At 52.4% G+C, this 21,654-nt stretch carries 16 protein-coding genes; 8 read left to right on the forward strand and 8 right to left on the reverse strand.

Annotated features, from left to right (window positions below):
- Positions 1-57: 57 nt before the first annotated feature.
- The 3 genes from MKY82_RS03195 to MKY82_RS03205 form a co-directional block, all read right to left on the reverse strand.
- Entirely contained in the window at positions 58-2,361 is a 2,304-nt protein-coding gene (locus MKY82_RS03195; RefSeq protein ID WP_220686708.1) for a glycoside hydrolase family 65 protein, read from the reverse strand.
- An 87-nt stretch (positions 2,362-2,448) separates the two neighbouring features.
- Positions 2,449-3,099, reverse strand: a complete 651-nt coding sequence (gene pgmB, locus MKY82_RS03200; RefSeq protein WP_194540711.1) for a beta-phosphoglucomutase — start codon at positions 3,097-3,099, stop codon at positions 2,449-2,451.
- Positions 3,100-3,219: 120 nt separating this feature from the next.
- On the reverse strand, positions 3,220-4,254 hold the full coding sequence (locus tag MKY82_RS03205) for a LacI family DNA-binding transcriptional regulator (protein WP_071222189.1): 1,035 nt from the start codon (positions 4,252-4,254) through the stop codon (positions 3,220-3,222).
- Positions 4,255-4,860: 606 nt separating this feature from the next.
- Here MKY82_RS03205 and MKY82_RS03210 point away from each other — a divergent pair.
- The gene (locus tag MKY82_RS03210; RefSeq protein ID WP_194540713.1) at positions 4,861-6,558 is read left to right on the forward strand and encodes an alpha-amylase family glycosyl hydrolase; all 1,698 of its coding nucleotides are present in this window, start codon (positions 4,861-4,863) and stop codon (positions 6,556-6,558) included.
- Between the two features lie 124 nt (positions 6,559-6,682).
- On the opposite strand, the gene MKY82_RS03215 is transcribed toward MKY82_RS03210, so the two are convergent.
- A complete protein-coding gene (locus tag MKY82_RS03215; RefSeq protein ID WP_339295476.1) occupies positions 6,683-8,950 on the reverse strand; it encodes an excinuclease ABC subunit UvrA in 2,268 nt (755 codons plus the stop codon).
- 99 nt (positions 8,951-9,049) lie between these two features.
- Between MKY82_RS03215 and MKY82_RS03220 the strand changes: the two genes are divergently transcribed.
- From MKY82_RS03220 to MKY82_RS03245, 6 genes are all read left to right on the forward strand, one after another.
- Positions 9,050-9,991 carry a YafY family protein gene (locus MKY82_RS03220; RefSeq protein WP_220686705.1) on the forward strand — a complete coding sequence of 314 codons (942 nt, stop codon included), beginning with the start codon at positions 9,050-9,052 and terminating at the stop codon, positions 9,989-9,991.
- Positions 9,992-10,148: 157 nt separating this feature from the next.
- On the forward strand, positions 10,149-10,823 hold the full coding sequence (locus MKY82_RS03225) for a response regulator transcription factor (RefSeq protein ID WP_071222186.1): 675 nt from the start codon (positions 10,149-10,151) through the stop codon (positions 10,821-10,823).
- The gene (locus MKY82_RS03230; protein WP_339295477.1) at positions 10,820-12,208 is read left to right on the forward strand and encodes a HAMP domain-containing sensor histidine kinase; all 1,389 of its coding nucleotides are present in this window, start codon (positions 10,820-10,822) and stop codon (positions 12,206-12,208) included. The genes MKY82_RS03225 and MKY82_RS03230 overlap by 4 nt, the downstream gene beginning before the upstream one ends.
- Positions 12,209-12,882: 674 nt before the next feature.
- Positions 12,883-13,797, forward strand: a complete 915-nt coding sequence (locus tag MKY82_RS03235) for an ABC transporter ATP-binding protein (protein WP_194545036.1) — start codon at positions 12,883-12,885, stop codon at positions 13,795-13,797.
- A complete protein-coding gene (locus MKY82_RS03240) occupies positions 13,794-14,510 on the forward strand; it encodes an ABC transporter permease (RefSeq protein ID WP_339295478.1) in 717 nt (238 codons plus the stop codon). Before MKY82_RS03235 ends, MKY82_RS03240 begins: the two co-directional genes overlap by 4 nt.
- A gap of 1 nt (position 14,511) precedes the next feature.
- Positions 14,512-15,246, forward strand: a complete 735-nt coding sequence (locus tag MKY82_RS03245; RefSeq protein ID WP_216532697.1) for an ABC transporter permease — start codon at positions 14,512-14,514, stop codon at positions 15,244-15,246.
- Between the two features lie 116 nt (positions 15,247-15,362).
- Here MKY82_RS03245 and MKY82_RS03250 read toward each other — a convergent pair whose 3' ends face one another.
- The 4 genes from MKY82_RS03250 to MKY82_RS03265 form a co-directional block, all read right to left on the reverse strand.
- Positions 15,363-16,202: a hypothetical protein gene (locus MKY82_RS03250; protein WP_339295479.1), complete on the reverse strand. Its 840-nt coding sequence runs from the start codon at positions 16,200-16,202 to the stop codon at positions 15,363-15,365.
- A 33-nt stretch (positions 16,203-16,235) separates the two neighbouring features.
- Positions 16,236-17,318 carry a Gfo/Idh/MocA family oxidoreductase gene (locus MKY82_RS03255; protein WP_071222181.1) on the reverse strand — a complete coding sequence of 361 codons (1,083 nt, stop codon included), beginning with the start codon at positions 17,316-17,318 and terminating at the stop codon, positions 16,236-16,238.
- A gap of 151 nt (positions 17,319-17,469) precedes the next feature.
- Entirely contained in the window at positions 17,470-18,417 is a 948-nt protein-coding gene (locus MKY82_RS03260) for an AraC family transcriptional regulator (RefSeq protein WP_339295480.1), read from the reverse strand.
- 343 nt (positions 18,418-18,760) lie between these two features.
- Positions 18,761-19,345: a TetR/AcrR family transcriptional regulator gene (locus MKY82_RS03265; protein ID WP_194540722.1), complete on the reverse strand. Its 585-nt coding sequence runs from the start codon at positions 19,343-19,345 to the stop codon at positions 18,761-18,763.
- A gap of 240 nt (positions 19,346-19,585) precedes the next feature.
- Between MKY82_RS03265 and MKY82_RS03270 the strand changes: the two genes are divergently transcribed.
- The gene (locus tag MKY82_RS03270) at positions 19,586-21,565 is read left to right on the forward strand and encodes a U32 family peptidase (RefSeq protein ID WP_194540723.1); all 1,980 of its coding nucleotides are present in this window, start codon (positions 19,586-19,588) and stop codon (positions 21,563-21,565) included.
- The last annotated feature ends 89 nt before the right edge of the window (positions 21,566-21,654 follow it).

Raw genomic sequence — 21,654 nt, forward strand, 5'->3', positions numbered from 1 at the left:
GTTCTCCAGGGCTCTTGTTTTTATATAACTCGGTAGTTTTTATTAGACGTATGCCTGTTATCTTGCGGCTTGGACCTCTCCAAATCCGTCGATGCTATACTCCTTGCCATTCACGTTCAGGACAGCCGGCGTATCCGTTTCGTTGACGATGATGGTTTCCTTGCCTTTGACGTTGACCTTCAGGCGGGAACCGCGGAACATCACCTTGAAGGAGAAGGAAGACCAGTGACCTGGAATGAATGGATTCAAATGCAATACGCCGTCCTTCACGCGCAAGCCGCCGAAGCCATGCACAACGGACATCCAGGTTCCCGCCATACTGGTTGTATGACAGCCGTCCTCGGTATCGTTGTTGTAGTTGTCCAGATCCAGGCGAGCTGTACGGAGGTACATCTCGTACGCCTTCTCCTGGTACCCAAGCTCGCACGCGAGAATGGAGTGTACGCAAGGCGAGAGGGAGGACTCATGCACCGTGAACGGTTCATAGAAGTCGAAGTTGCGTTTTTTCGTAGCCAAGTCGTACTGGTCGCCAAGGAAGAACAAGCCTTGCAGCACGTCAGCCTGCTTAATGTACACCGAGCGCAGAATGCGGTCCCAGGACCAGTTCTGATTGAGTGGCAGGTGGGCTGGATCCAATTCCTTCACAGGGACAAGCTCCTTGTTGAGGAATCCGTCCTGCTGCAGGAATACGCCGAGCTCCTCATCGACCGGGTAGTACATTTTGCTGATGATATCCTGCCATTTGGCCGTTTCGACATCCTGCAGCCCCAGCTTCGCCGCAAGCTCGGCATAGCGGGAATTCTCGTTCTCTTTCAAATATTCGAGCACGTCAAGCGTGTATTCCATCGTCCAGCTGGCAATGCGGTTAGTATACCAGTTGTTGTTGACGTTGTTCTCGTACTCGTTCGGACCGGTGACCCCGAGCATCATATACTGATCCTTCGCCGGCACGTAATTCACGCGCTCTTCCCAGAAGCGGGAAATTTCGACGAGCACTTCCAGACCGTATTGGCCGAGGTAAGAGAAGTCGCCGGTATAGTTTACATAGTTATAGATGGCATAGGCAATCGCGCCGTTACGGTGGATTTCTTCAAACGTAATTTCCCACTCGTTATGGCATTCCTCGCCGTTCATCGTCACCATAGGATAGAGGGCGCCTTTGGTAAAGCCGAGCTTCTTGGCGTTTTCCTTCGCTTTTTCCAGGTGTTTATAACGATAGATCAGCAGGTTGCGCGAAATGCTGGCGTCCGCGGTGCTCAGGTAGAACGGCAGGCAATAAGCCTCGGTATCCCAGTAGGTGCTGCCGCCGTATTTTTCACCGGTGAAGCCCTTCGGCCCGATGTTCAGACGGTCGTCTTCGCCGCTGTAGGTTTGGTTCAACTGGAAGATGTTGAAGCGGATCGCTTGCTGGGCCGCCACATCGCCTTCAATGACGATATCGCTTTCCTTCCATTTGTCGCCCCACGCATCCGCCTGCTCCTTCAGCAGCATCTCAAATCCGGTTTCGACCGCCGGCTCCAGCACAGCACGTGCAGCATCCACCAATTCGCCGAATCCATGATTGCGGGATGTGACGTTGGCTACATATTTATAGATGGTGATGGCTTCGCCTTCAGATACGGATACGTTTACGCGGTTCGCCGCATACTTCTCTTTTTCCACCAGTTCGGCCTGAAGATCCAGCTTCGCGCCGTTCTTAAGGATGCTATATGACATGACGGAGGTCACATGGAAATCGAGTTTCTTGGTCTTTACGGTCAATGCGGCCGAGCCTTGCGCCGCTTCTTTGAATACCTCCAGCCAGAACTTCTCGTCATAGTTGGAGTCTTTATTCTTCACATCGCCATCGAGATAAGGCGTAACCGTAAGCTCTCCAGCAAAATTGAGCGGAGTTACGGCATATCGAATGGCGCCGATCTCGTGGCGAACAATGCTGACAAAACGGACAGCTTCAACTTTGAGCTCCTTGCCGTTTTCCATGACAGCGGTAAAGCTGCGGGAGAGGAAGCCTTCTTTCATATTCAGCTCGCGCACAAAATCCTTCACCGTGCATTTGGCCAGATCAAGCGGCGTGCCGTCGATTTCAATGCCGATGCCAATCCAGTTGGTGCTGTTCAGCACTTTGGCAAAATATTCGGGATAACCGTTCTTCCACCAGCCTACACGGGTTTTATCCGGATAATACACGCCGGCCATATAACTGCCTTGCAGGGAGGAACCGCTGTAGGATTCCTCGAAGTTGGCGCGCTGGCCCATAAATCCGTTACCGATACTGAAGATACTCTCCGAGATCTCATGCGTGTGAGGATCAAAGCCCTCCTCAATAATTGACCATTCATCAAGCTTTAAATATTGTTTCACAATCATCGGCTCCTTTGTTTTTAGGAAAAATGGTTGCAGTTCTATATGGGATGAAACTACCGGATGCCGTAAGCGTGTCGCATTCGCTTACAACTCCAGCAGACGATCCACCGTGAAACCTTCCAGGGAGGGAAGAACGATGTTGGCGCGCCCCAAGGTTTCAGGCGACCCGATACCGACGCTCCGCATTCCTGCGCGGATGGCGGCTTCGATGCCGGCCTCGGCATCCTCGAATACGACGCAGGCGTCAGGCCGGGCGCCAAGCTCGCGGGCTCCCATCGTAAATACCTCGGGATCCGGCTTCGCTTGGGCAGTCTTCGTTCCATCGATGATAGCGTCGAAATAAGGAGTCAGGCCGGTATTGTTCAGGATCAGCATCGCGTTCTTGCTGGCGGAGCCCAGCGCAACCTTGATGCCGCGGTCCTTCAGCGCTTGGATAAATTCGCGAGCTCCAGGCAAAATCTCGGATTCGTCCATGTTGGAAATATACTCGACATACCAAGCATTCTTCTTCTCGGCTAGCGCCAGCTTCGCGTCTTCATCGAGCGTAATTCCGCCAACCTCAAGCAGAATATCGAGGGAAGCCATGCGGCTTACACCCTTCAGGCGTTCATTGTCCTGCTCCGTAAATTCAAAGCCCAGCTCTCCGGCAAGACGCTTCCAGGCAATGTAGTGATACTTGGCGGTATCCACCAGCACGCCGTCAAGATCAAATAAACAAGCGGTTAGGTTTGACATGATCATCCTCCTTAATGAATTAGTGCAAACGTTTGAACCAAGCTGCAAAAATAAAGGAAGCACCACGATGCTTCTTTATTTTGATAATACTTCGTGTATTCCGCCATGTTTATCCAAACCTTATGATTTCGGCAGCGAAAACATCGAGGATTCGCGGATCATCAACCGGTGCGGAATGATATAGCGGTGCGGCAGTATCGTGTTGTCATCGTTACGAATGGTCTGGATCAGCGCTTGCGAAGCGGTATAACCCAGGTTGTAAATACCGATGTCCACACTGCTCAGCGGCGGGGTCGATAGTTCGGTCAATGAGATGTTATTGAAACTGATAATGGACACATCTTCGGGAACCTTATACCCCAGCTCGTGCAGTCCTCTCAGCACGCCGAAGGATACAATATCGTCAACAATAACAAGCGCCGTCGGACGTTCAGGCAGGTTCATGAAAAAGGACATGGCGCGATAGCCGCTCTCCTGAAGGAACTCGCCTTCGACAATCCATTCTTTTCTCATCTCCAGACCGGCATCGGCAAGCGCTTTGCCATAGCCTTTCATCCTGTCCTGAGAGACGATCAGGTTAGGCGGGCCGCTGACAAAGCCGATCCGTTGATGTCCAAGGGAGATCAAATGCTTGGTTGCATCATAGGCAGCCTGCACATTATCGGTATCGACGGATAACAGATCCGGGTATTTCTCGCTCCGGCCGACAAGCACGAACGGGTAGTTGTTGGACTTGAGAAAATCGACCACCTGATCGTCCTGCCTGGAGTACAGCAAAATGGCGCCGTCGACGCGGCGACCGTTAAGCAGCCGGGATACGGCTTCGACTTCTTCCTTCTCGTTGCCGCCCGAACTGAGAACGACGTCGTATCCGGAGCGGTTCGCTTGGGTGACGATCCCGCGGATCAGTTCCATGAAGAATAAGTTGAGGAACAATTCTTCCGCAGGTTTCGGCAGAATCACGCATATGCTTTCCGTCGTTTTGGAAACCAGGCTCTTGGCCATAATATTGGGATGGTAGCCCATTTCCTCCATGATCTCTTTTACCTTCCGCGAGGTTTCGCGGCTGATCCTAGGATGATTGGAAAGGACCCTTGAGACGGTGGAGGGGGATACGCCCGCTCGTTTTGCGACATCTTTAATCGTTACAGACATAATAGGACCTCCAGTGGAACCGTTTGCGTTTTTTTGAAAATAAGAAAGCGACTACTGGAGTTCTCTCTAATTTCAGAAGAGTAACTTCCGCTAATCGCGGACCGTTCTTCTTTATTTAATTGTGGGTCTGTCAGGCCCTGAGTATACATGATACCTATTGATTTAAAGCCATATTGATCCGGTTTGTTAAACGGTTTCACACTGCTATATTAACGTTAATCGATAGGCTTGTAAATACGTATCCAAGTCAGTCCAGCGCAAATATTTCACAAATACACCAAAAAAGAAGCAAGGGTTAGAAAACGGGAGAAAGTGCGGTATTATAGTCAGAAAAGCCCGGAAAACAACTTAAAACGGCATTGTGCAAACGATTTAACAAAACAAAGAAGTAAGTTATGATATGGATGGATAAAAACGAGCCGTCATCTACGGAATAAGATGAATGTTAAGTTGAACCACGAAATGTAACCGTTTTACTGGGAAACAATGATGAAATCGAATACAAACGTTTGCGCTATTCTAAGATAGCTGTAGAGATCCATTTGAATAGATAAGTGCAGCAACTGGATGAATTTCAGCTGCTGCAACGAACAGGAGGTAAACAACGTGATACGTTCTACATGGGGAAAACGCAGGGCTCTGCCTATATGGCTCGCAGTCTTTGCGCTTACGGGAAGTCTGCTGGCAGGCTGCAGCGGCACAGCGGCTCCGTCGCAAGAGGAGGCTAAGCCGCCGGCAGCCCCGGAAACAAAACAGCCGGATCCGAAAGCGCCCGAAGCAATGGAGACAGCGGAGGTGGATGAGCAGCCCTCCGACGTCTATTATGAGATCTTTGTACGCTCATTCTATGATTCCGATGGGGATGGGATCGGTGACTTACAAGGCGTCATTGAGAAGCTGGATTATCTGAATGACGGAAATCCGGAAACTTCAGAGGATCTTGGCGTGACGGGGATATGGCTGATGCCGATTAATCCTTCGCCGAGCTATCACGGCTATGATGTGACCGACTATCGTTCCATCCACCCGGACTACGGAACCCTTGATGACTTTAAGAAGCTGCTTGCCGAAGCGGATAAGCGCGGAATCAAGATTATTATGGATTTGGTAGTCAATCACACAAGCACGGAGCATGCCTGGTTCCAGCAGGCTGCGAAAGACAAGGCTTCGGCAACCCGCGATTGGTACATATGGGCCGAGGATCAAGGGAGGACTCCTTCAGGAGCCAGCGCGGCAGGCAGCGACTCGCCATGGCATGAGATCAACGGGGCCCATTACATGGGCACGTTCTGGGGCGGGATGCCGGACCTGAACTTTGATCATCCCAAGGTCCGCGAAGAGATGAAGGATATCGGGAAGTTCTGGCTGGAGCTGGGTGTCGACGGATTCCGGATCGATGCAGCCAAACATATTTATGAGGATCTGATGTCCGATAAAGGCGAAGCGACAACGGCTAAGAATACAGCATGGTGGCAGGAATTCCGCGCCAGCATGAATGAGGTGAATCCGGACGCTTATATTGTCGGGGAGATTTGGGATAATTCCGCTGCGGTCATTGCGCCGTATCTGGATAACGCGTTTGATTCCGGGTTCAACTTTAGCCTGGGCGAGAGCATCATCGGTGCCGCGATGAATGAAAAGGATAACAATCTGGCCTTCACCCTGGAGCGGATGTATGGTTTGTTCAGCCAAGTATCGGGCGGCAAGTTTACGGATGCCGCATTCTTGACGAATCATGACATGAACCGTGTCATGTCCCAGCTGAAGGACGATGAGAACCACGCCAAGATGGCCGCCGGCATTCTGCTGACCATGCCGGGCAATCCGTTTATTTATTACGGAGAAGAGATCGGGATGAAGGGAGCGAAACCGGACGAACAAATCCGCGAGCCGATGATCTGGTCCAATACGGGCAGCGATAAGGGGCAGACGACCTGGGAGCCGCTTAAGCATAATCGCGGCGATCAGGTGCAGGGCGTGGAACAGCAGATAGAAGACCCGGATTCTCTGCTGTCCCGTTACCGCACGCTGATCCGCTGGCGGAATGATATGCCTGCGCTGAACAGCGGAACGATTGAATCCTTTGCTTCCGGCAATGGGCAGGTGATGGCTTATATCCGCCGTTCCCAAGACAACAAAGCCCTTGTTGTCCACAATCTGTCAAGCGAAGAGCAGACGGTTGATTTGGCAGCAAAGAGCGGGGAATCGCCGTTCCAATCCTTGTCGAAAACAACGGATGATAGAGCGGCATTAGACGGCAAAGGTTTAACACTGCCGCCTTATACAACCGTCATATTGGAGTAAGTCGGTCTCAGCTTGTCTACTACAGTGGAACACAAAAAGACCGCGTACCCCCTTGGAAGGAGGGGGACTCGCGGTCTTTTTGCCGTTAGGATGCCTTCGCATGAGCCAAAAAAGGCCTAGATGTCTAGCCTTGAAACTGCCGTAAATATCTGGCTGTTAGGGAATGCGGGTTCTTCAGCAGATCGGCCGGTTTGCCGGAGAACAGGACATTCCCGCCGTCATGTCCCGCGCCGGGCCCCATGTCAATGATCCAATCCGCTTGGCTGATGATATCCAGGTTATGCTCAATCACAATGACCGTGCTGTTCTGAGCGACAAGTCGGTTGATGATGGACATAAGCCGCTCACAGTCGGACAGATGAAGGCCAGTTGAAGGTTCATCGAGCACATAAATTTCACCTTGCTTATCGAGCTCTGCCGCCAGCTTCACCCGCTGCCGTTCCCCTCCCGACAGCGTGCTTAAGGGCTGGCCGAGCGTCAAGTAACCCAGTCCAACATGCTCAATGCGCTGAAGCGCGGCCACGATACCCTGTTCCGTGAAATAATCCAGCGCTTCGTCGGTGGTCATGGCGAGCACGTCACTGATGTTTCTACCGCGAAGTTGATAGCCCAGAACGTCATCATGAAAGCGGCGGCCCTGGCAGGCTTCGCAAACCGTAACCAGGCTGTCCATAAAAGCCAGATCCATCGTAATCGTGCCGGAGCCGTTACATACCGGACAAGCCCCCTTTGCGTTAAAGCTGAACAGGGAAGGACTTACCCGATTCTCGTTGGCGAACAGCTTGCGGATAGCATCAAAAATGCCGGTAAACGTCGCGATATTGGAGCGGTTGGATGCCTGGATCATGTCCTGATTGATAATGACGGCCTCCGGATAAACGTTCGGCAGCACCTGGTTAATGAGTGTGCTTTTGCCTGACCCGGCAACGCCTGTTACCACGGTCAGCACCCCGGCGGGAATGCTCACGGATACCTGCTTCAGATTGTGAAGTGAGGCGTCTTTGATGCGCAGCCATCCAGCCGGCTCCCGGACCGCGGACTTTAAGCGGGTGCGTTGACTGAGATATTTACCTGTCAGGGTGTTGGCGTGCCGTAACCCTTCCGGGTCCCCCTCGTACACGATCGTACCGCCAGCGGTGCCTGCTCGCGGCCCCATATCTACAATATGATCCGCAATCCGGATGACGTCCGGATCATGCTCCACGATGATGACCGTGTTCCCCTTATCCCGAAGCTGTTGCAGCAGGCGGTTCATGTTATGCACATCGTGCGGATGCAGGCCAATGCTGGGCTCGTCAAAAATATACGTTAAATCCGTCAAGCTGCTCCCCAGCTGGCGCACCATTTTGATGCGCTGGGACTCGCCTCCGGACAGTGTTGCGGTTTCCCGGTCCATCGTCAGGTAACCGATCCCGACCAGAAGCAGCTGCTCCAGCCGAGTGATGCAGGTATCCACGACAGTTGCTGCCGCCGGATCCTCGATCGTCTGCAAAAAAGCGATCAGCTCATTGACCTGCATCCGTGCACAGTCGGCGATGGATGTGCCGTTGATTTTGCAGGAGAGCACCTCCTGATTCAGTCTCCCGCCATGGCATAACGGGCAGGCGGTCTCAGCCACCACTTGATCAATAGCTTCCCTGTACGTCCTCGCATCCCGTGAATCCTTGCTCAGGAACGTCCGCTCCAACCGGGGTATAATGCCTTCATAATACGAGGTGGGCGGCCATTCCTCCGTTGGGCTCGGCGGTTTAAAACCGGTTTTGTACAGCAGCGTGTCCCATTCTTCCTCGGTGTAATCCTTCAATTTCTTATCATTATCAAACAGGCCTGTAGCGACATAACGCTTCCAGCGGAACTCCCCCGGGCGGAATGTCGGGAACCGGATGGGGCCTTCGTTCAGCGATTTCTCCTTGTCGATCAAGTTCTCGATCCGAAAGCTGTTCACTTTGCCGAGTCCCTCGCAATGGGGGCACATGCCTTGAGGGTTGTTAAAGGAAAAGACGTCCGAATATCCGACAAAGGGCCGGCCTATTCGTGAGAATAACAAGCGCAGCAAGGAATGGATATCGGTAATGGTTCCCACGGTTGAACGGGCATTGCCGCCGATTCTTTTCTGATTGACGACGATGGTCACCGACAGGTTTTCAACCGAATCCACCTCCGGCTGTCCGTAATGGGGGAGGCGATGGCGAATAAAGCTGGAATACGTCTCATTTAGCTGACGCTGGGATTCCGCGGCAATCGTATCGAAGACCATGGCGGATTTGCCGGAACCGGACACACCGGTGAACACCGTGATTTGTTTTTTGGGGATCGAGAGGCTCACGTTACGCAGGTTTTTGTTGCGGGCACCATTAACCTTGATGGCCTGTTCCATAGGGTTGCACATCATGAGGGCTCCTTTCTTGTATCGTTTTGACCTTGACACAGCAATAGCATATCTTATAAACATGACAATTATTGTCTAGTTATAACGTGTGAGGTGGATATTATGTCAAAAGCGAAACAGCTTATGGATGTCATCATGTATGTCAATGCCAAAAGGAGCTTTACCGCTCAGGAAGTGGCCGATGAATTCGGCGTTTCCGTTCGCACGGCGCACCGGTATCTAACCGAGATCAGCGACATGGGCGTTCCCTTATATACGGAGCAAGGGCGGCACGGGGGATACCGTACATTGAAGAGCCGCGTTCTTCCTCCGATCCTGTTCGATGAAGATGAAGTGTTTGCTATATTTTTTGCTTTTCAAGCCTTGAAGCGTTATACCTCGTTGCCGTTCGAGCTGAATATCGGCTCTGCCTCCCGCAAGCTGCTGGCCGGATTTCCGGAGGATACCAAAATGATGATCAGCCGCCTGGAATCGGTGCTGACGTTCTGGAGTCCAAACAGAACCGCAGGGTCCCCTTATCTAAAAGACGTCATTGAAGCCGCTCTTCATCAGCGGGCTATACGGATCAGCTATCGTTCCAAATCGGGCACGAGCGACCGGGAAGTGCTGCCGATCGGCGTTTATGCCCAGGATGGTTTATGGTATATGCCCGCGGTGGAGCATGGGAAGGAAGGGGTGCGCCTGTTCCGCATGGACCGAATGGAATCCTTAGCCCTGACCGATAACACCTATGAGGCGGACATTAGCATGCAAGAATGGCTCGAGGATTACCCCATTCGGGAGCCGGTTCGATTGTATGCAGAGCTGACTAGGGAAGGGGCGAGACAGTGCGAGAGCATTCCGTGGCTGGAGAACGAGGTAGCCATGCAAGACGAGCACCGGGGCATTGTGGATACAACCATTGATGGCAATGATCTTGAATATGTCGCTCAAATCTTCCTGCGTCTGGGTACGGAAGCGAAAGTCATTGAACCTCCGGAGATCGTTGATATGCTCAGGGAGAAGGCAAGGCAGCTGAGCCTGCACTACGGATTGCCGGGTTAGCGAATCATATGCCTGCACGCCGGGTCTCCCATGATACAATGACAAATGATGGATCAATGTATACCTACATAGATACGGGAGTCTTTTTTGTTTTGAAGGACCTAAGGAGCTCCTTCTAAGGGGATATGATTATTTGCACGAGAAAGGAAGATGGTTCATGAGCGCATGCATTCTATATATCGAGGATGACCGGGAGATCGGCGGGTGGGTCAGTGAGTTTCTTAAGGACAAGGGGTATGAGGTGCGATGGCTGCTCAGCGGAGAGAAGGCCGTAGGGGAAGCAGCTTCGTGTGCGGTCGTTGTTCTGGATGTTATGCTTCCGGGACTTGACGGCTTTACAGTCGGGCAGCGTCTCAAAAAGGCTTATCCCGGATTGCCCATCCTGATGCTGTCGGCTCGAACCTCCATTGACGATAAGCTGCAGGGGCTTGAGTTCGCCGATGATTACTTGACGAAGCCCTTCCACCCGGACGAGCTGGCTGCCCGTCTCGAGGTGCTTCTGCGTCGATCCGTCGTCAAATCCGCGGAGCCCATGAGAGTGAAGCACTTATCGGTATACGAAGCCGAGAATCGGATCGTGAACGAGGATACCGGCGAGGAGACGCTGCTGACCGGTAAACAGCATCAAATTTTTATGTACCTGCTCCAGCATCAGGGGCGTGTCATGACCAAGGAGCAAATATATGAGTCGGTCTGGGGAGAGTCATATATCGAAGGGGACAAGACGCTGATGGTCCACATCCGGTATCTGCGCGAGAAGCTGGAGCGGGATCCCGCCAACCCGGAGATTATTGAGACGGTTCGCGGGCTTGGTTATCGGGTGAGAGCATGAGATGGAGAAAGAAGCAGGGAAGGTTCCGCAATTCGCTGACCAACCGGTATTTGCTGTTGATTTTGATGGCCATGATCTTCATGCCGATCATGTTTCCGTTAGCGTCGATTTTTTACTGGTTCGTGAACGATACCTTCTCGAACCGTCCGCCGACCCCTGCAGGGAAATATACCAGCGGTGCCGCGTTAGAGAGAATGTGGCACGAGGAAGCAGCCGGATTAAGCGGAGCTTCGCCGGAGGCCATTGAGCAGAAGCTGAATTCGATACGGCAGGAGTATCCGGAGATCTCCATGTTCTGGGTGGATGGCGGCAATGAGACCAGGCTGCAGCTGCCGGTGCAGCCTAACCTGCCCGAGGTATGGAGCGCGCTCGATACCGTGCAATTTATGAAAAACTCTAGGGATAGCGATCCGTTCACTTCCGTGGCTTTTATCGGGGGAGAGGGATCGGGAGAAGGATTCATGGTCATGCAGCTGCCGAGAAAATACCTGAATGTCCAGCAGCCCATTGCGAGCGAAACAGCGCTGTACGGGGTGTTCACAGCTTCGATGTCCGGCCTGTTCATTCTGATCTCCTGGCTGTTCTTCGTGCGTATTCGCAAGCGGCTGCTGCGGCTTCGTACGGCTATGAAGTCGTCCCATACGGTAACGGGCATACCTCAGCCGGTTACGTTAACCAAGTATGACGAGATTGGGCAGCTGGAAGAGGGCTATAACGATATGGTCATCCAGTTGGAAGAGGGGCAGCGCCGCCAGCGCGAGGAAGAAGAGCTGCGCAAATCCCTGATCGCCAATCTGTCTCATGATCTGAGAACCCCTCTGACGGTGATTCGAAGCCATACTTTCTCCATGGAACGGGAGCCGCTGAGCCCGAAGGGGAAAGAATCGCTGTCACTCATTGAATCGAAAATCGCGGATTTAGGCGGTCTGATCGACAACCTGTTGTCCTACAACCTGCTCACCAGCGGCAGAGTGCAGCTGAGCATGGAGCCAACCGACGTTCTGCGAATCGTCAAGGAAAGCGCGGCGGCCTGGTACCCCCTGTGGGAGAAGGAGGGAATCGAACCCGATATCCAGGTGCGCGACGAGCCGCTGAGCTGGAACGTGGACGTGCTGTGGTTCCGACGACTTCTTGATAATCTGTTTCAAAATGTCGTCCGCCATGCCAAATCGGGGCAGTACATTGGAATACATACCGAGGAGAGTGAAGGGCTTGAGGGCGTGCTTGTCATTTCGGATCACGGACCTGGAATCGAAAGCGACTCCGGCAACAAGGGCACAGGCATCGGCCTGGCCATCGTGGAACACCTGACAAGGGAAATGGGACTTGGATGCCATGTGGTAAGCTCGGATGAGGGAACGAGGATCAGCATCTGGAAGCGGTGAGGAATCAGGGAGTGCATGCTGGCGAAGAGCGAGATCGTTTCTAGCGGGAGTTATATGCAATTCAAGTAACCTACCTCAGTTACGAGCAGTAAGGCTTGTATGTGAAGGATTTAAACCACCCAAGTAGTTTTTAGAAAGTTATTTCGAACCGTCGGATACGAGAAGGAACCGGAATTTGCCGGTTCCTTTTTTGGTTGCGGAATATACATAAGCGTGCGTGTTTCGGGGTGTTCTTGGAATGGCAGTCAACCTATGTGATTTAAAAAGTGACGGGGTAGGCATTTTTGGTTACGGTGCGTCTGGTTTTTACTATGAACTTTCCACGTGTACACCAGCGGAGGGGACGGAATCGTTGCTGGAAAAGCGAAGCGGTCGCCTTTAAATCCGGGAAACCACCCTTGGGCAAATTACAGTTTCCTGGATTTAACAGCGATCGGAAGAACGATTCGGCACCGGAGCGGCCTTAGCTGCGCGAAGCTGCTCTAGCTCTTTTCACGAAGTCATTCCTATCTACACAGAAGCTCCAGCGACAGAGATCCACGAAAATTCCCACGATAGTGGCAGACACTTCGAAACCGTTTGGATAGGCTGCCAGCTTTTTTAAAGAAAATTTAAACTTGGGGCCGACCGGCATTTAACCTTGGACAGGTAGGATATTACCTGAGGTGATGAACGTGACGGAACTCGTCATTCAAACGAAAGGCTTATATAAAATATACAAAAAGCGCGCAGCAGTCGTAGATTTGAACCTGGAGATCGCACGCGGCGACATTTATGGCTTCCTTGGACCGAACGGCGCCGGGAAAACAACGACCATCCGCATGCTGCTCGGACTCATTCAACCGACGCGCGGCGCGATTCATTTGTTCGGCAAGGATTTGAAAAGTGAAAAAATGGACATTTTGCGCCGGACCGGATCACTCGTGGAGTATCCTTCGTATTACGGCCATTTGACGGCCGTTGAGAATCTGGAAGCGATTCGCCGGATCACCGGCGGGCCGAAGTCCCGCATCGCGGAAGTGCTGGAGATCGTCTCCTTGACGAAGGAGGCCAAGCGCCCGGTCAAGGGATACTCGCTTGGGATGAAGCAGCGTCTTGGCATCGCAGCTGCCCTGCTGAACAATCCGGAGCTGCTCATTCTGGATGAGCCGACCAACGGCCTGGATCCGTCCGGCATACATGAAATCCGGGAGCTGATCAAGAATATGCCGCGCCAATACGGCATTACCGTGCTGGTATCCAGTCACCTGCTGGGCGAGGTCGAGCAGATGGCGGACAAAGTCGGCATTATCCGTGAAGGAAGGATGGTGTTCCAGGATACGATCGACAATCTGGTATCCACGGCTTCCAGCGGTTTCCGTCTGTCGGTGTCCGAGCCGGAGTTAGCACTCGGCTTGGCGCTGGACCTGGGCTGTGAAGGAGTTCTGCGTAATCAGATGCTGGAGCTGGAAAGCATGCAGGATGCGAAGATTGCGCTGCTCGTGAAGCGGCTCGTGGAGAATCAGCACGCGGTGTACCGGGTGGAAGAGCAGCGGAGGTCGCTCGAGGATATTTTCATGCAGATCGTAGGGGAGGGAAGCCGGGTATGATGTTCCGTGCGCTTTCCGCCGATTGGCTGAAGATCCGGGGCAAGGGCATTTGGTTTCTCGCCGCGCTCGGTCCCATCGGGCTGGCAGCGATGCAAGGGCTGAACTTCGGACTTCGCTATGATTACCTGATGAAATCCTACGCGGCAGATCCTTGGGGCGGGCTGCTCGAGAACGTGCTGTTTTTTGTACCGATTGCCCTCTTTCTTGGGATCACGCTGGTCTGCTCGCTGATGGCCAACGTGGAGCATCAGCTGAGCTCGTGGAAACAGCTGCTGGCATTGCCTATTTCCAGAACAGCGGTATTCAGCGCCAAGTTCGTACAGGCCTTCCTCATTCTCTGCGTATCCTGTCTCCTTCTGTCGATCAGTACCGCCGTGCTCGGCATCATACTGGGGATGGGGGCGGAGCAAATGCCTTATATGGATCTGCTGCGCATTGGCTTTGTACAGCTATTTGCGGCGCTTCCCATGCTGGCTTTTCAGCTGTGGATGTCTTTGACGCTTAAGAACCAGGGGATTGCGGTTGGGATCGGGATTACCGCCTCTGTGGTGTCGATGTTTGCCCTGCAATTCCCCGATTGGATGCCGCTAAAGTGGCCGCTGCTGGCATATATGGGGCCGGGAGAAGTCAAGGTCATCGGAGCGGGTTTGCTGCTGGGCACGGTCATAACGTGCGTTGGCCTGATTCATTTTAACCGAAAGGATGTGGACTAAGATGACATCCTATAGAAGAGCGGTGTCCGCAGAGTGGCTAAAACTGTCGAAATCGAAGCTATGGCCGCAAATCTTCTTGTGTGCGATCCTGGTCATGCTGCTTGGCATATTAAATGGAAAGCCTGAGGAGCTTGCGCCATGGGAGTACTTGATCAGCATTATGATCATTCTGCATGCGATGCTGCTGCTCCCGATTCTGACGGGGATTTTTAGTGCCATGGTGTGTCGGTATGAGCATTCGGGCGGGGGGTGGAAGCAGCTGCTTGTCCTGCCGGTTTCACGCGGCACCGTCTATTTTGCGAAGTTCTCGGTGGTAGCCATGCTGCTGGCCGTCGTCCAGTTACTGTTCATGGGAGCCGTGCTGGGAGCCGGTTTGATCCACAAGGTGGATGCCCCGATACCGTGGGAAATGCTGCTGCGCAGCCTGCTTGGCGGTTGGGTTGCTTGCTTGCCGCTGGCCGCGCTGCAGCTTGGAGTCTCCACGGCCTGGAGCAGCTTTGCCGCTCCGCTGGCATTGAACGTCGTTTTTACCATACCGAACATGCTGGTGGCCAACTCGCAGACGTATGCCCCTTACTATCCTTGGACGCAGCCGTTTCTGGCGATGATGCCGGCGGGTCAAGCCGATTTCGGCGCATTCAACCTGCCGTTCGAAAGCCTCATGACCGTCGTGGTTGGCGGGTTTCTACTGTTCTTTCTTGCAGGCTTTATCTATTTTCAGCGGAAAGAAGTGTAAGCATTCAGAACCGGAAAAAATCGGTTGAATCATGACAAAGAGCTGCCCCGGGCCTTTTTGGCCTGTTGGAGCAGCTCTTTTTTATTTTGCTAATGTGTAACGAACCCTTGGTTTCGCTATTGAGGCAAATCCAACCACACATAAGGGGTGTCAGCGGCCTTCAATCCATACTCGATAATCGTGATGACGGCGACCGTTTCTGCCGGGTTGACGGCAGGCTTGCCCGTTTCGAAGAAATTCACCAGATTCTCGATGAACAAGTTGAAAAAATTCGAATGGGCGGTGACCTGCTTGAAGCCCCCGTCGCCATTCTTAAGGCCTAAGGTAAATGGACAATTATCGCCAAGATGATTTACGGTGGCCTGCCGTCCGTTCCCGAAATCGATCAGCAGGGCAGGGGAGTCAGGCGTGCCGATATACATCACCCGCTTCGGGCTGGCCCCCATCAGGCTGACGATCGGCTCGATTTGATGGATCGAATAATTGGCGAAGGCACCCGGCCCCCAGCTGCTGATCGTTTGGATATCGCTTCGGTCCAGCTCACGGTATTCGCTGGCAAAACGCAGAGCGGACGTCGAATACATCGGCGTTCCATGCTTTGCCGCCAGGTCGAACAGGCGGATAGCCGTTTCGCGGTCAGGCGCGAACGTTTTATCGATATAGGTCGGCTTGCCGGATTGCAGCGGCAGCTGGGACAGCTCCTCATGGAATTCCGGGTTATCCGGGGACAACACGATCAGGTAATCACTGCGCTCCACCACCTCTTCGATTGTGGGCAGCAGCTCAATGCCAAACTCCTGGCTCCAGGCAGCGTTCGTGAGCCCGTTCTCTTTGTCTCTTTTGCCGTAGGCGTACACGACCTTAATGGCATATTCCGATGCCTGTTCAATCCAACCGGGATATTTATTCGCGTGGAATTGGTCCAGATGCAGGTCGATGAATCCGATTTTTTTCATGTAAAAGGGCCTCCCTGGCGTTCGAACTATAGGTTATAGGCTGTTCTGGGCAACGGGCTGCAGCGAAACCTCCGCGCCTTGGTCGGACGAGTCGTAAATCGCCTGGATGATCTGGGAGGAGAGGATGACCGTATCGATATGCGAAGGCTGCTTCTCCCCGGTTTGAATGCAGCGGATGAACCCGTCGATCTCATTTTGGAACATGCTGCCAAGATTGAATTTCGGCGTGGTTTCAATCAATGCGCCGTCCTCCGTTGTGTAGAAGGTGAAGTCCGCGCCGTATTTCAGCCGGATGCCGCCTTTGTCGCCGAGGAAGTCGATGAACATTTCTTCGGCGCCGATATTTTGCGCCCATGCGCCGTTCAAGGAAATGGTCGGACCTTCGGTGCGGACGAGAGCCGTGACAAAATCGTCGACGTCATACGTGCCGTCATATTTCGGCGGACCTGCCCACATTTTGAGGAAGGTGTAATTCTCCATGTCCTTGCCCAGCTTGCAGTAAGCCTGGCCGGAGACGGTCTTCGGCTTCGGATCGCCCGTACAGTACATCACGACATCGAGGAAGTGAACGCCCCAATCGATCAGCGCGCCGCCGCCGGCAATGGCTTTGGTCGTGAAGGCGCCGCCGAGTCCCGGGATCGAGCGGTGGGAACGGAAGCTGGCATATACGTGATACAGCTCGCCGAGATCGCCGTTTTGGATCATTTTTCTGATTCTGTTTACGCTTTCATTGTAACGGTTGACCACCCCGATATTGAGCGTTTTGCCCGTTTCGTGCTGAACCTTCTGCATTTCCAGCGCTTCCGCGTAGGTGCGGGCTGCCGGTTTTTCGCATAATACATGCTTACCTGCCCGCAAGCAATCGATGGCGATGGAAGCATGAACGTCATTTGGCGTACAGATCGATACCGCGTCGACCTCAGGGTCGTTCAGGATCTGGTTGTAATCTTCGATGGCTTGGCCGCATTCGTATTTGGCGACGGCGGCATCGGCCCGATCCTTCACGATATCGCAGAAATATTTGATCTCGGCATCTTCGTTGGCCATGTAGGCGGGAATATGGGCGCTGTTTGCAATCGTGCCGCAGCCAATCACGGCAATTGTAATTTTGTTCATCGGTTCTCCTCCAAAATCGTGGATTGATGATGCTGTGAAAACATAAGCCTGTCGCTTGATTCTTCGATATTGCTTGCCACGAGTATAGCATGTGAACGAACCGATCGATTTCACTATCGTGTTTATTTATTGGATTATCGTACCGGGGGTGTTAGTCCACGGTTTTAAAAGCGTTCTTTTTGTAGTAGGCAGGAGTCGTTCCCGTATATTTCTTGAAAGTGCGGCAGAAGTAGGGAAGCTCGTTAAACCCGACCTTAAAGCATACATCGGTTACCGTGAGCTCGGGCTCCGTCAGCAGCCGCATGGCCATCCGTATCCGATAGTTGGCCAAGTACTGGCTGAAGGTCCAGCCGGTCACTTCCTTGAACCGTCGGCAAAAGTTCGTCCGAGACATCATCGTCCGCGCACAGAGATCCTCCAGCCATAGAGGCTGGTCGTAATGGTCGTGAATATATTGTACGGATTCCAAAATGGGCTCACGGTACGGGGCGCTGCCGGCGGTTACCGCTGTATGCTTGCCTTGCTCGGCATGCTCGCGGTTCACGATGGCCAGCAGCTTCAGCAGATTGGCCTTCAGCAGAATATCGAAGAATGGGCCGCGGCCTCCGAACTCGTTCAGCATTTCGGTCAGGAGCTCCTTTACGGCGAGGTCGCTGCCGCCGGTTAAGGTGATTTTGAGCGGGACACGGTCTTCGGTCGTGACAAAAGGCTTGATAAAGGAAAGGTCGAACAGCTGCGGCTTAGCCGGCATTCCCTCCAATCGCTCGTTAATGAAGGCCGGCATGAATTCGCACCCCAGCACCTCCAGTTCTTTCCCGGGGACCATCTCCACGCGATGGACGCTGTAAGGAGGGAGCACGAATATATTGCCTTGGACCATCCGGTATTTTTGACCATAGAGCGTATGGATGAATTCGCCTTTGCTGACATACCAGATTTGAAGATAGTCATGCATATGATCGGATAAGCTCCCGAACTTTTCGGTAATGCGGTACATTTTGCAGGGCAGGCCATTCGCCATCTCCAGCTCCGACGTAAAGTAGGCGATTCCTCTTCGGGTGCATTCGGCGATATCCGGTTCCAGCCAGTGAATAGCCATCGTTTTTTTCCTCCTCACGTACGTTTCGATCCTGTTATTCATAGCATAACTGATTAAGGACATGAAGGAAGAGAAAAAGTTGAAAAAGTTAGCTGTTCATGCGCATTATGTCCAATGATCAATGTGATGAGGATGCCCTTTATGAAGAGGTGAACAAGTGTATTTTTTTGGCTCGGCGAGGGTCATGATCTAGAAAGTGGGACCTTCCATGTGCTGGTTCCCGTTGAAGGCGTAATTCAAAATAACTAAAGATCAAATCCCCTTTAAGCGTGCGAAGATCAATTTTCGTACAGCAAAGAGCCGAGGAAACCTGAAACACAGGTAAACCTCGGCTCTTTTTTCGTTACGGGCAAAACTCCTTCAGCATCTGCTCCTTCACTTCTTCAATGGGGAAGTGCTGGGGATAGGTGGATATCATCAGCATGATGCCCTGCAGGGTAGAAGAAAAGTACAAGGAGCGCTTGCGCGGCTCGGGAACCCCGAGGCTTTCGAATATGCGGCACTGAATCTCAAATTGCCGTGCAGCCTCTTCCACAAGACGCTTGCTGTAGGGAAACAGCTCTTGATCCGCTTCGGGCTGGGTTTGAAGATGCAAGTAAAAACGGAATACTTCCGGCTGCCGATCGACGTTGTCGATGGCTTGCTCCAAAATATATTTCAGCTGATCTGCGGGTGCTTGGAGCGAAGCTGCATTCTCTATGACTTCGGCAACGCCTGCGATTCGCTCCTCGACCATAGCGGCAAGCAGTCCTTCCTTGCCTGGAAAATAGTTATAGAGCAGCCCTTTGGAAATGCCGGCTTGCTTGGCTACATCACTAATGGAAGTGGCATGGTAGCCCTGATGGATAAACAAATCCATGGCGGCTTCTAAAATTTTCTCTTTCGCCATCTGGCGTATGCGTTCGTTCTCGCTGGGTGAGCGTGGCATAAAATCTTCATTCCTTCACGAAAGAATACCTAATCAATCTTCAATCATTTACAGAACTTGATGAGATTTATTTTAGTATTGAATGAATGATGGGTCAATATTAAAACAGAAGCGGATCTTAAGTTGCTTCTCGGAGAATGAAGAGCATTGTGTTTTTTTCTGTGAATTAATTCACTAATAATGATTGTGAATTATGTTACAATCGAAAAAAACAACTTTGCGGATGAGGAGGAACGGACGATGGCTCGTTATTTTAACGGTAAAGAAGTGGAACTGTTAGCTCCTGCCGGAACATTCGAGATATTCAAAACCGTCATTGACGCAAACTGCGATGCCGTATATTTCGGGGGACCATCCTTGAACATGCGCATGATGCGCAAGGGCTATAACTTAAGTTATGAGGAAGTCAAAGAAGCCGTCCATTTGGCCCATGAGCGCGGTAAACGTGCTTACATTACAGTGAACAATCTGATGGATGAGGAGGATCTGGAGGAAGCGAAGCGTTATTTCGCCTTTTTGAACGAGATTGGCCCGGATGCCATTATCGCGCAGGATCTGGCCGTATTTCCTCTGATTCAGGAGATGAACTATACCAATATTCCGGTTCACTCCTCGGTCATGATGAATGTGCACAATCTGGAGATGATTGAAGCCGTCAAAGCATTGGGCGTTTCCCGCATCGTGGCTTCCCGGGAGATGGACCTGAAGACGGCGGAGGTGCTGCACACTAGGAGCGGAATGGAGTTCGAGTATTTTGTGCACGGTGATATGTGCACCGTTCACGGCGCTAACTGCCTGTACAGCTCCATGCTGTTCGGCAACAGCTCCAACCGGGGACGATGCATGAAGCCCTGCCGCTGGGATTATCGGGTGAAAAAAGACGGCTACCTCTATCCTACCGAGTACCCGCTTGCGGCGAAAGATATGTATATGTACGAGCATATTCCGGAGCTGGTCAAGTCTGGGATTACCAGCTTTAAAATAGAAGGACGCATGAGAGACATCGAATTTCTGCTGATGGTCGTTAATTCTTACGGAGATGCCATAGATCGTTACATTACGGATCCGCTGGGCTTTAACCGCGAAGACGGGGCGGATACGCTGCATAAAAACCGGAAGCGCGATTTCACGACCGCTTATGCCTTTGGCAAGCCGGGACTAGCGTTCATCAATCGCCGTTATGAAGGAACAGGCAAGTTTTACAGTTCGGGGAAGGTGTTCAGCACGCCTACCGCGGAACGCGAGATGAAGGAGGAGCGGGTGCTTCAGGTGAAGGAGTCGCTTCGTCATGCGAAGCGGGAGCAGCCTTGCACGTCGATTCCGCAAATTACGGTGCATGTCAACTCGGTGGAGCAGGCCCGAGCGGCAATAGAAGAAGGCGCGGACGTCATCTATCTGACAGGCGACGTGTTCCAGCCGGATCGCCCTTTCGGTCGTGAGGATATCGAAGCTTTGACGGCGGATAAAGGGAATGCCGAAATGATTCTTGGCATGCCGCGCATGATGAATGAGCTGCATATGGAGCAGTACCATCATTTCCTCGCCGAGGGGAAACAGCATAAGTTTTATGGCCTGGATGGCCTGCTTGCCTCCAACATCGGTGCCATGCACAAGTTTCAATCTCTAGGGCTGCCGATGATTGCCGATTTCAGCCTGAATATATACAACCATATGGCGGCTTCGTTTTATCAGAAGCATTTTGGCATATCCAGAGTCATTCCGTCCCTTGAGCTTCAGCTCCATGATTTGACGAAATTGCTGCGTCATCCGGAGATTCCCCTCGAGGTCATCGTCCACGGATCGCCCATCGTCATGTATCTGGAGCATGACCTGTACGCCAATGCGGCAGAGTTTGAGCCCATAGCTGAAGAGGATAACCGGTTCGTGGATAACCGACATCTCGTACTGCTTACGGATAAAGGGGAGAACCCTGTATACCGGGATGCCGCAGGGCGTAACCACTTGGCACTGGCAAAAGAGCTTTGCTTCATGCCGTTCTTGAAGGAGCTGCACGAAGCGGGCGTGAATCACTTCCGCATTGAAGGGAAGACGTATACGACGGAGCAGCTTCGCGGCCTGGTGCGGATATATCGTCAAGCTGCCCTGAACCTGGACTCCTGCGGCAGGCTGTATCAAGACATGACACCGATCTATGCCGGTTATACACTGGGTTCGCTCCAATTCGGCCATGCCATGCAGCTTGAGCTGACGGAAGTATGAGTTGAGCTTCGAGACGGAGTATGAGGATTAACCCGACATAAGTCATTCGTTTGACGTATTTTCCCGGAACATGGGGAACAAGAGAACAA

This window comes from Paenibacillus sp. FSL W7-1279 (genome assembly GCF_037969845.1).
Taxonomy (GTDB): domain Bacteria; phylum Bacillota; class Bacilli; order Paenibacillales; family Paenibacillaceae; genus Paenibacillus_AQ.

Bases quoted from the DNA above. Each gene is read 5' to 3' on its own strand.
- pgmB (WP_194540711.1), bottom strand. From the start codon at position 3,099: ATGTCAAACCTAACCGCTTGTTTATTTGATCTTGACGGCGTGCTGGTG.
- MKY82_RS03205 (WP_071222189.1), bottom strand. From the start codon at position 4,254: ATGTCTGTAACGATTAAAGATGTCGCAAAACGAGCGGGCGTATCCCCC.
- MKY82_RS03215 (WP_339295476.1), bottom strand. From the start codon at position 8,950: ATGATGTGCAACCCTATGGAACAGGCCATCAAGGTTAATGGTGCCCGC.
- MKY82_RS03220 (WP_220686705.1), top strand. From the start codon at position 9,050: ATGTCAAAAGCGAAACAGCTTATGGATGTCATCATGTATGTCAATGCC.
- MKY82_RS03225 (WP_071222186.1), top strand. From the start codon at position 10,149: ATGAGCGCATGCATTCTATATATCGAGGATGACCGGGAGATCGGCGGG.
- MKY82_RS03230 (WP_339295477.1), top strand. From the start codon at position 10,820: ATGAGATGGAGAAAGAAGCAGGGAAGGTTCCGCAATTCGCTGACCAAC.
- MKY82_RS03240 (WP_339295478.1), top strand. From the start codon at position 13,794: ATGATGTTCCGTGCGCTTTCCGCCGATTGGCTGAAGATCCGGGGCAAG.
- MKY82_RS03245 (WP_216532697.1), top strand. From the start codon at position 14,512: ATGACATCCTATAGAAGAGCGGTGTCCGCAGAGTGGCTAAAACTGTCG.
- MKY82_RS03250 (WP_339295479.1), bottom strand. From the start codon at position 16,202: ATGAAAAAAATCGGATTCATCGACCTGCATCTGGACCAATTCCACGCG.
- MKY82_RS03255 (WP_071222181.1), bottom strand. From the start codon at position 17,318: ATGAACAAAATTACAATTGCCGTGATTGGCTGCGGCACGATTGCAAAC.
- MKY82_RS03260 (WP_339295480.1), bottom strand. From the start codon at position 18,417: ATGGCTATTCACTGGCTGGAACCGGATATCGCCGAATGCACCCGAAGA.
- MKY82_RS03265 (WP_194540722.1), bottom strand. From the start codon at position 19,345: ATGCCACGCTCACCCAGCGAGAACGAACGCATACGCCAGATGGCGAAA.
- MKY82_RS03270 (WP_194540723.1), top strand. From the start codon at position 19,586: ATGGCTCGTTATTTTAACGGTAAAGAAGTGGAACTGTTAGCTCCTGCC.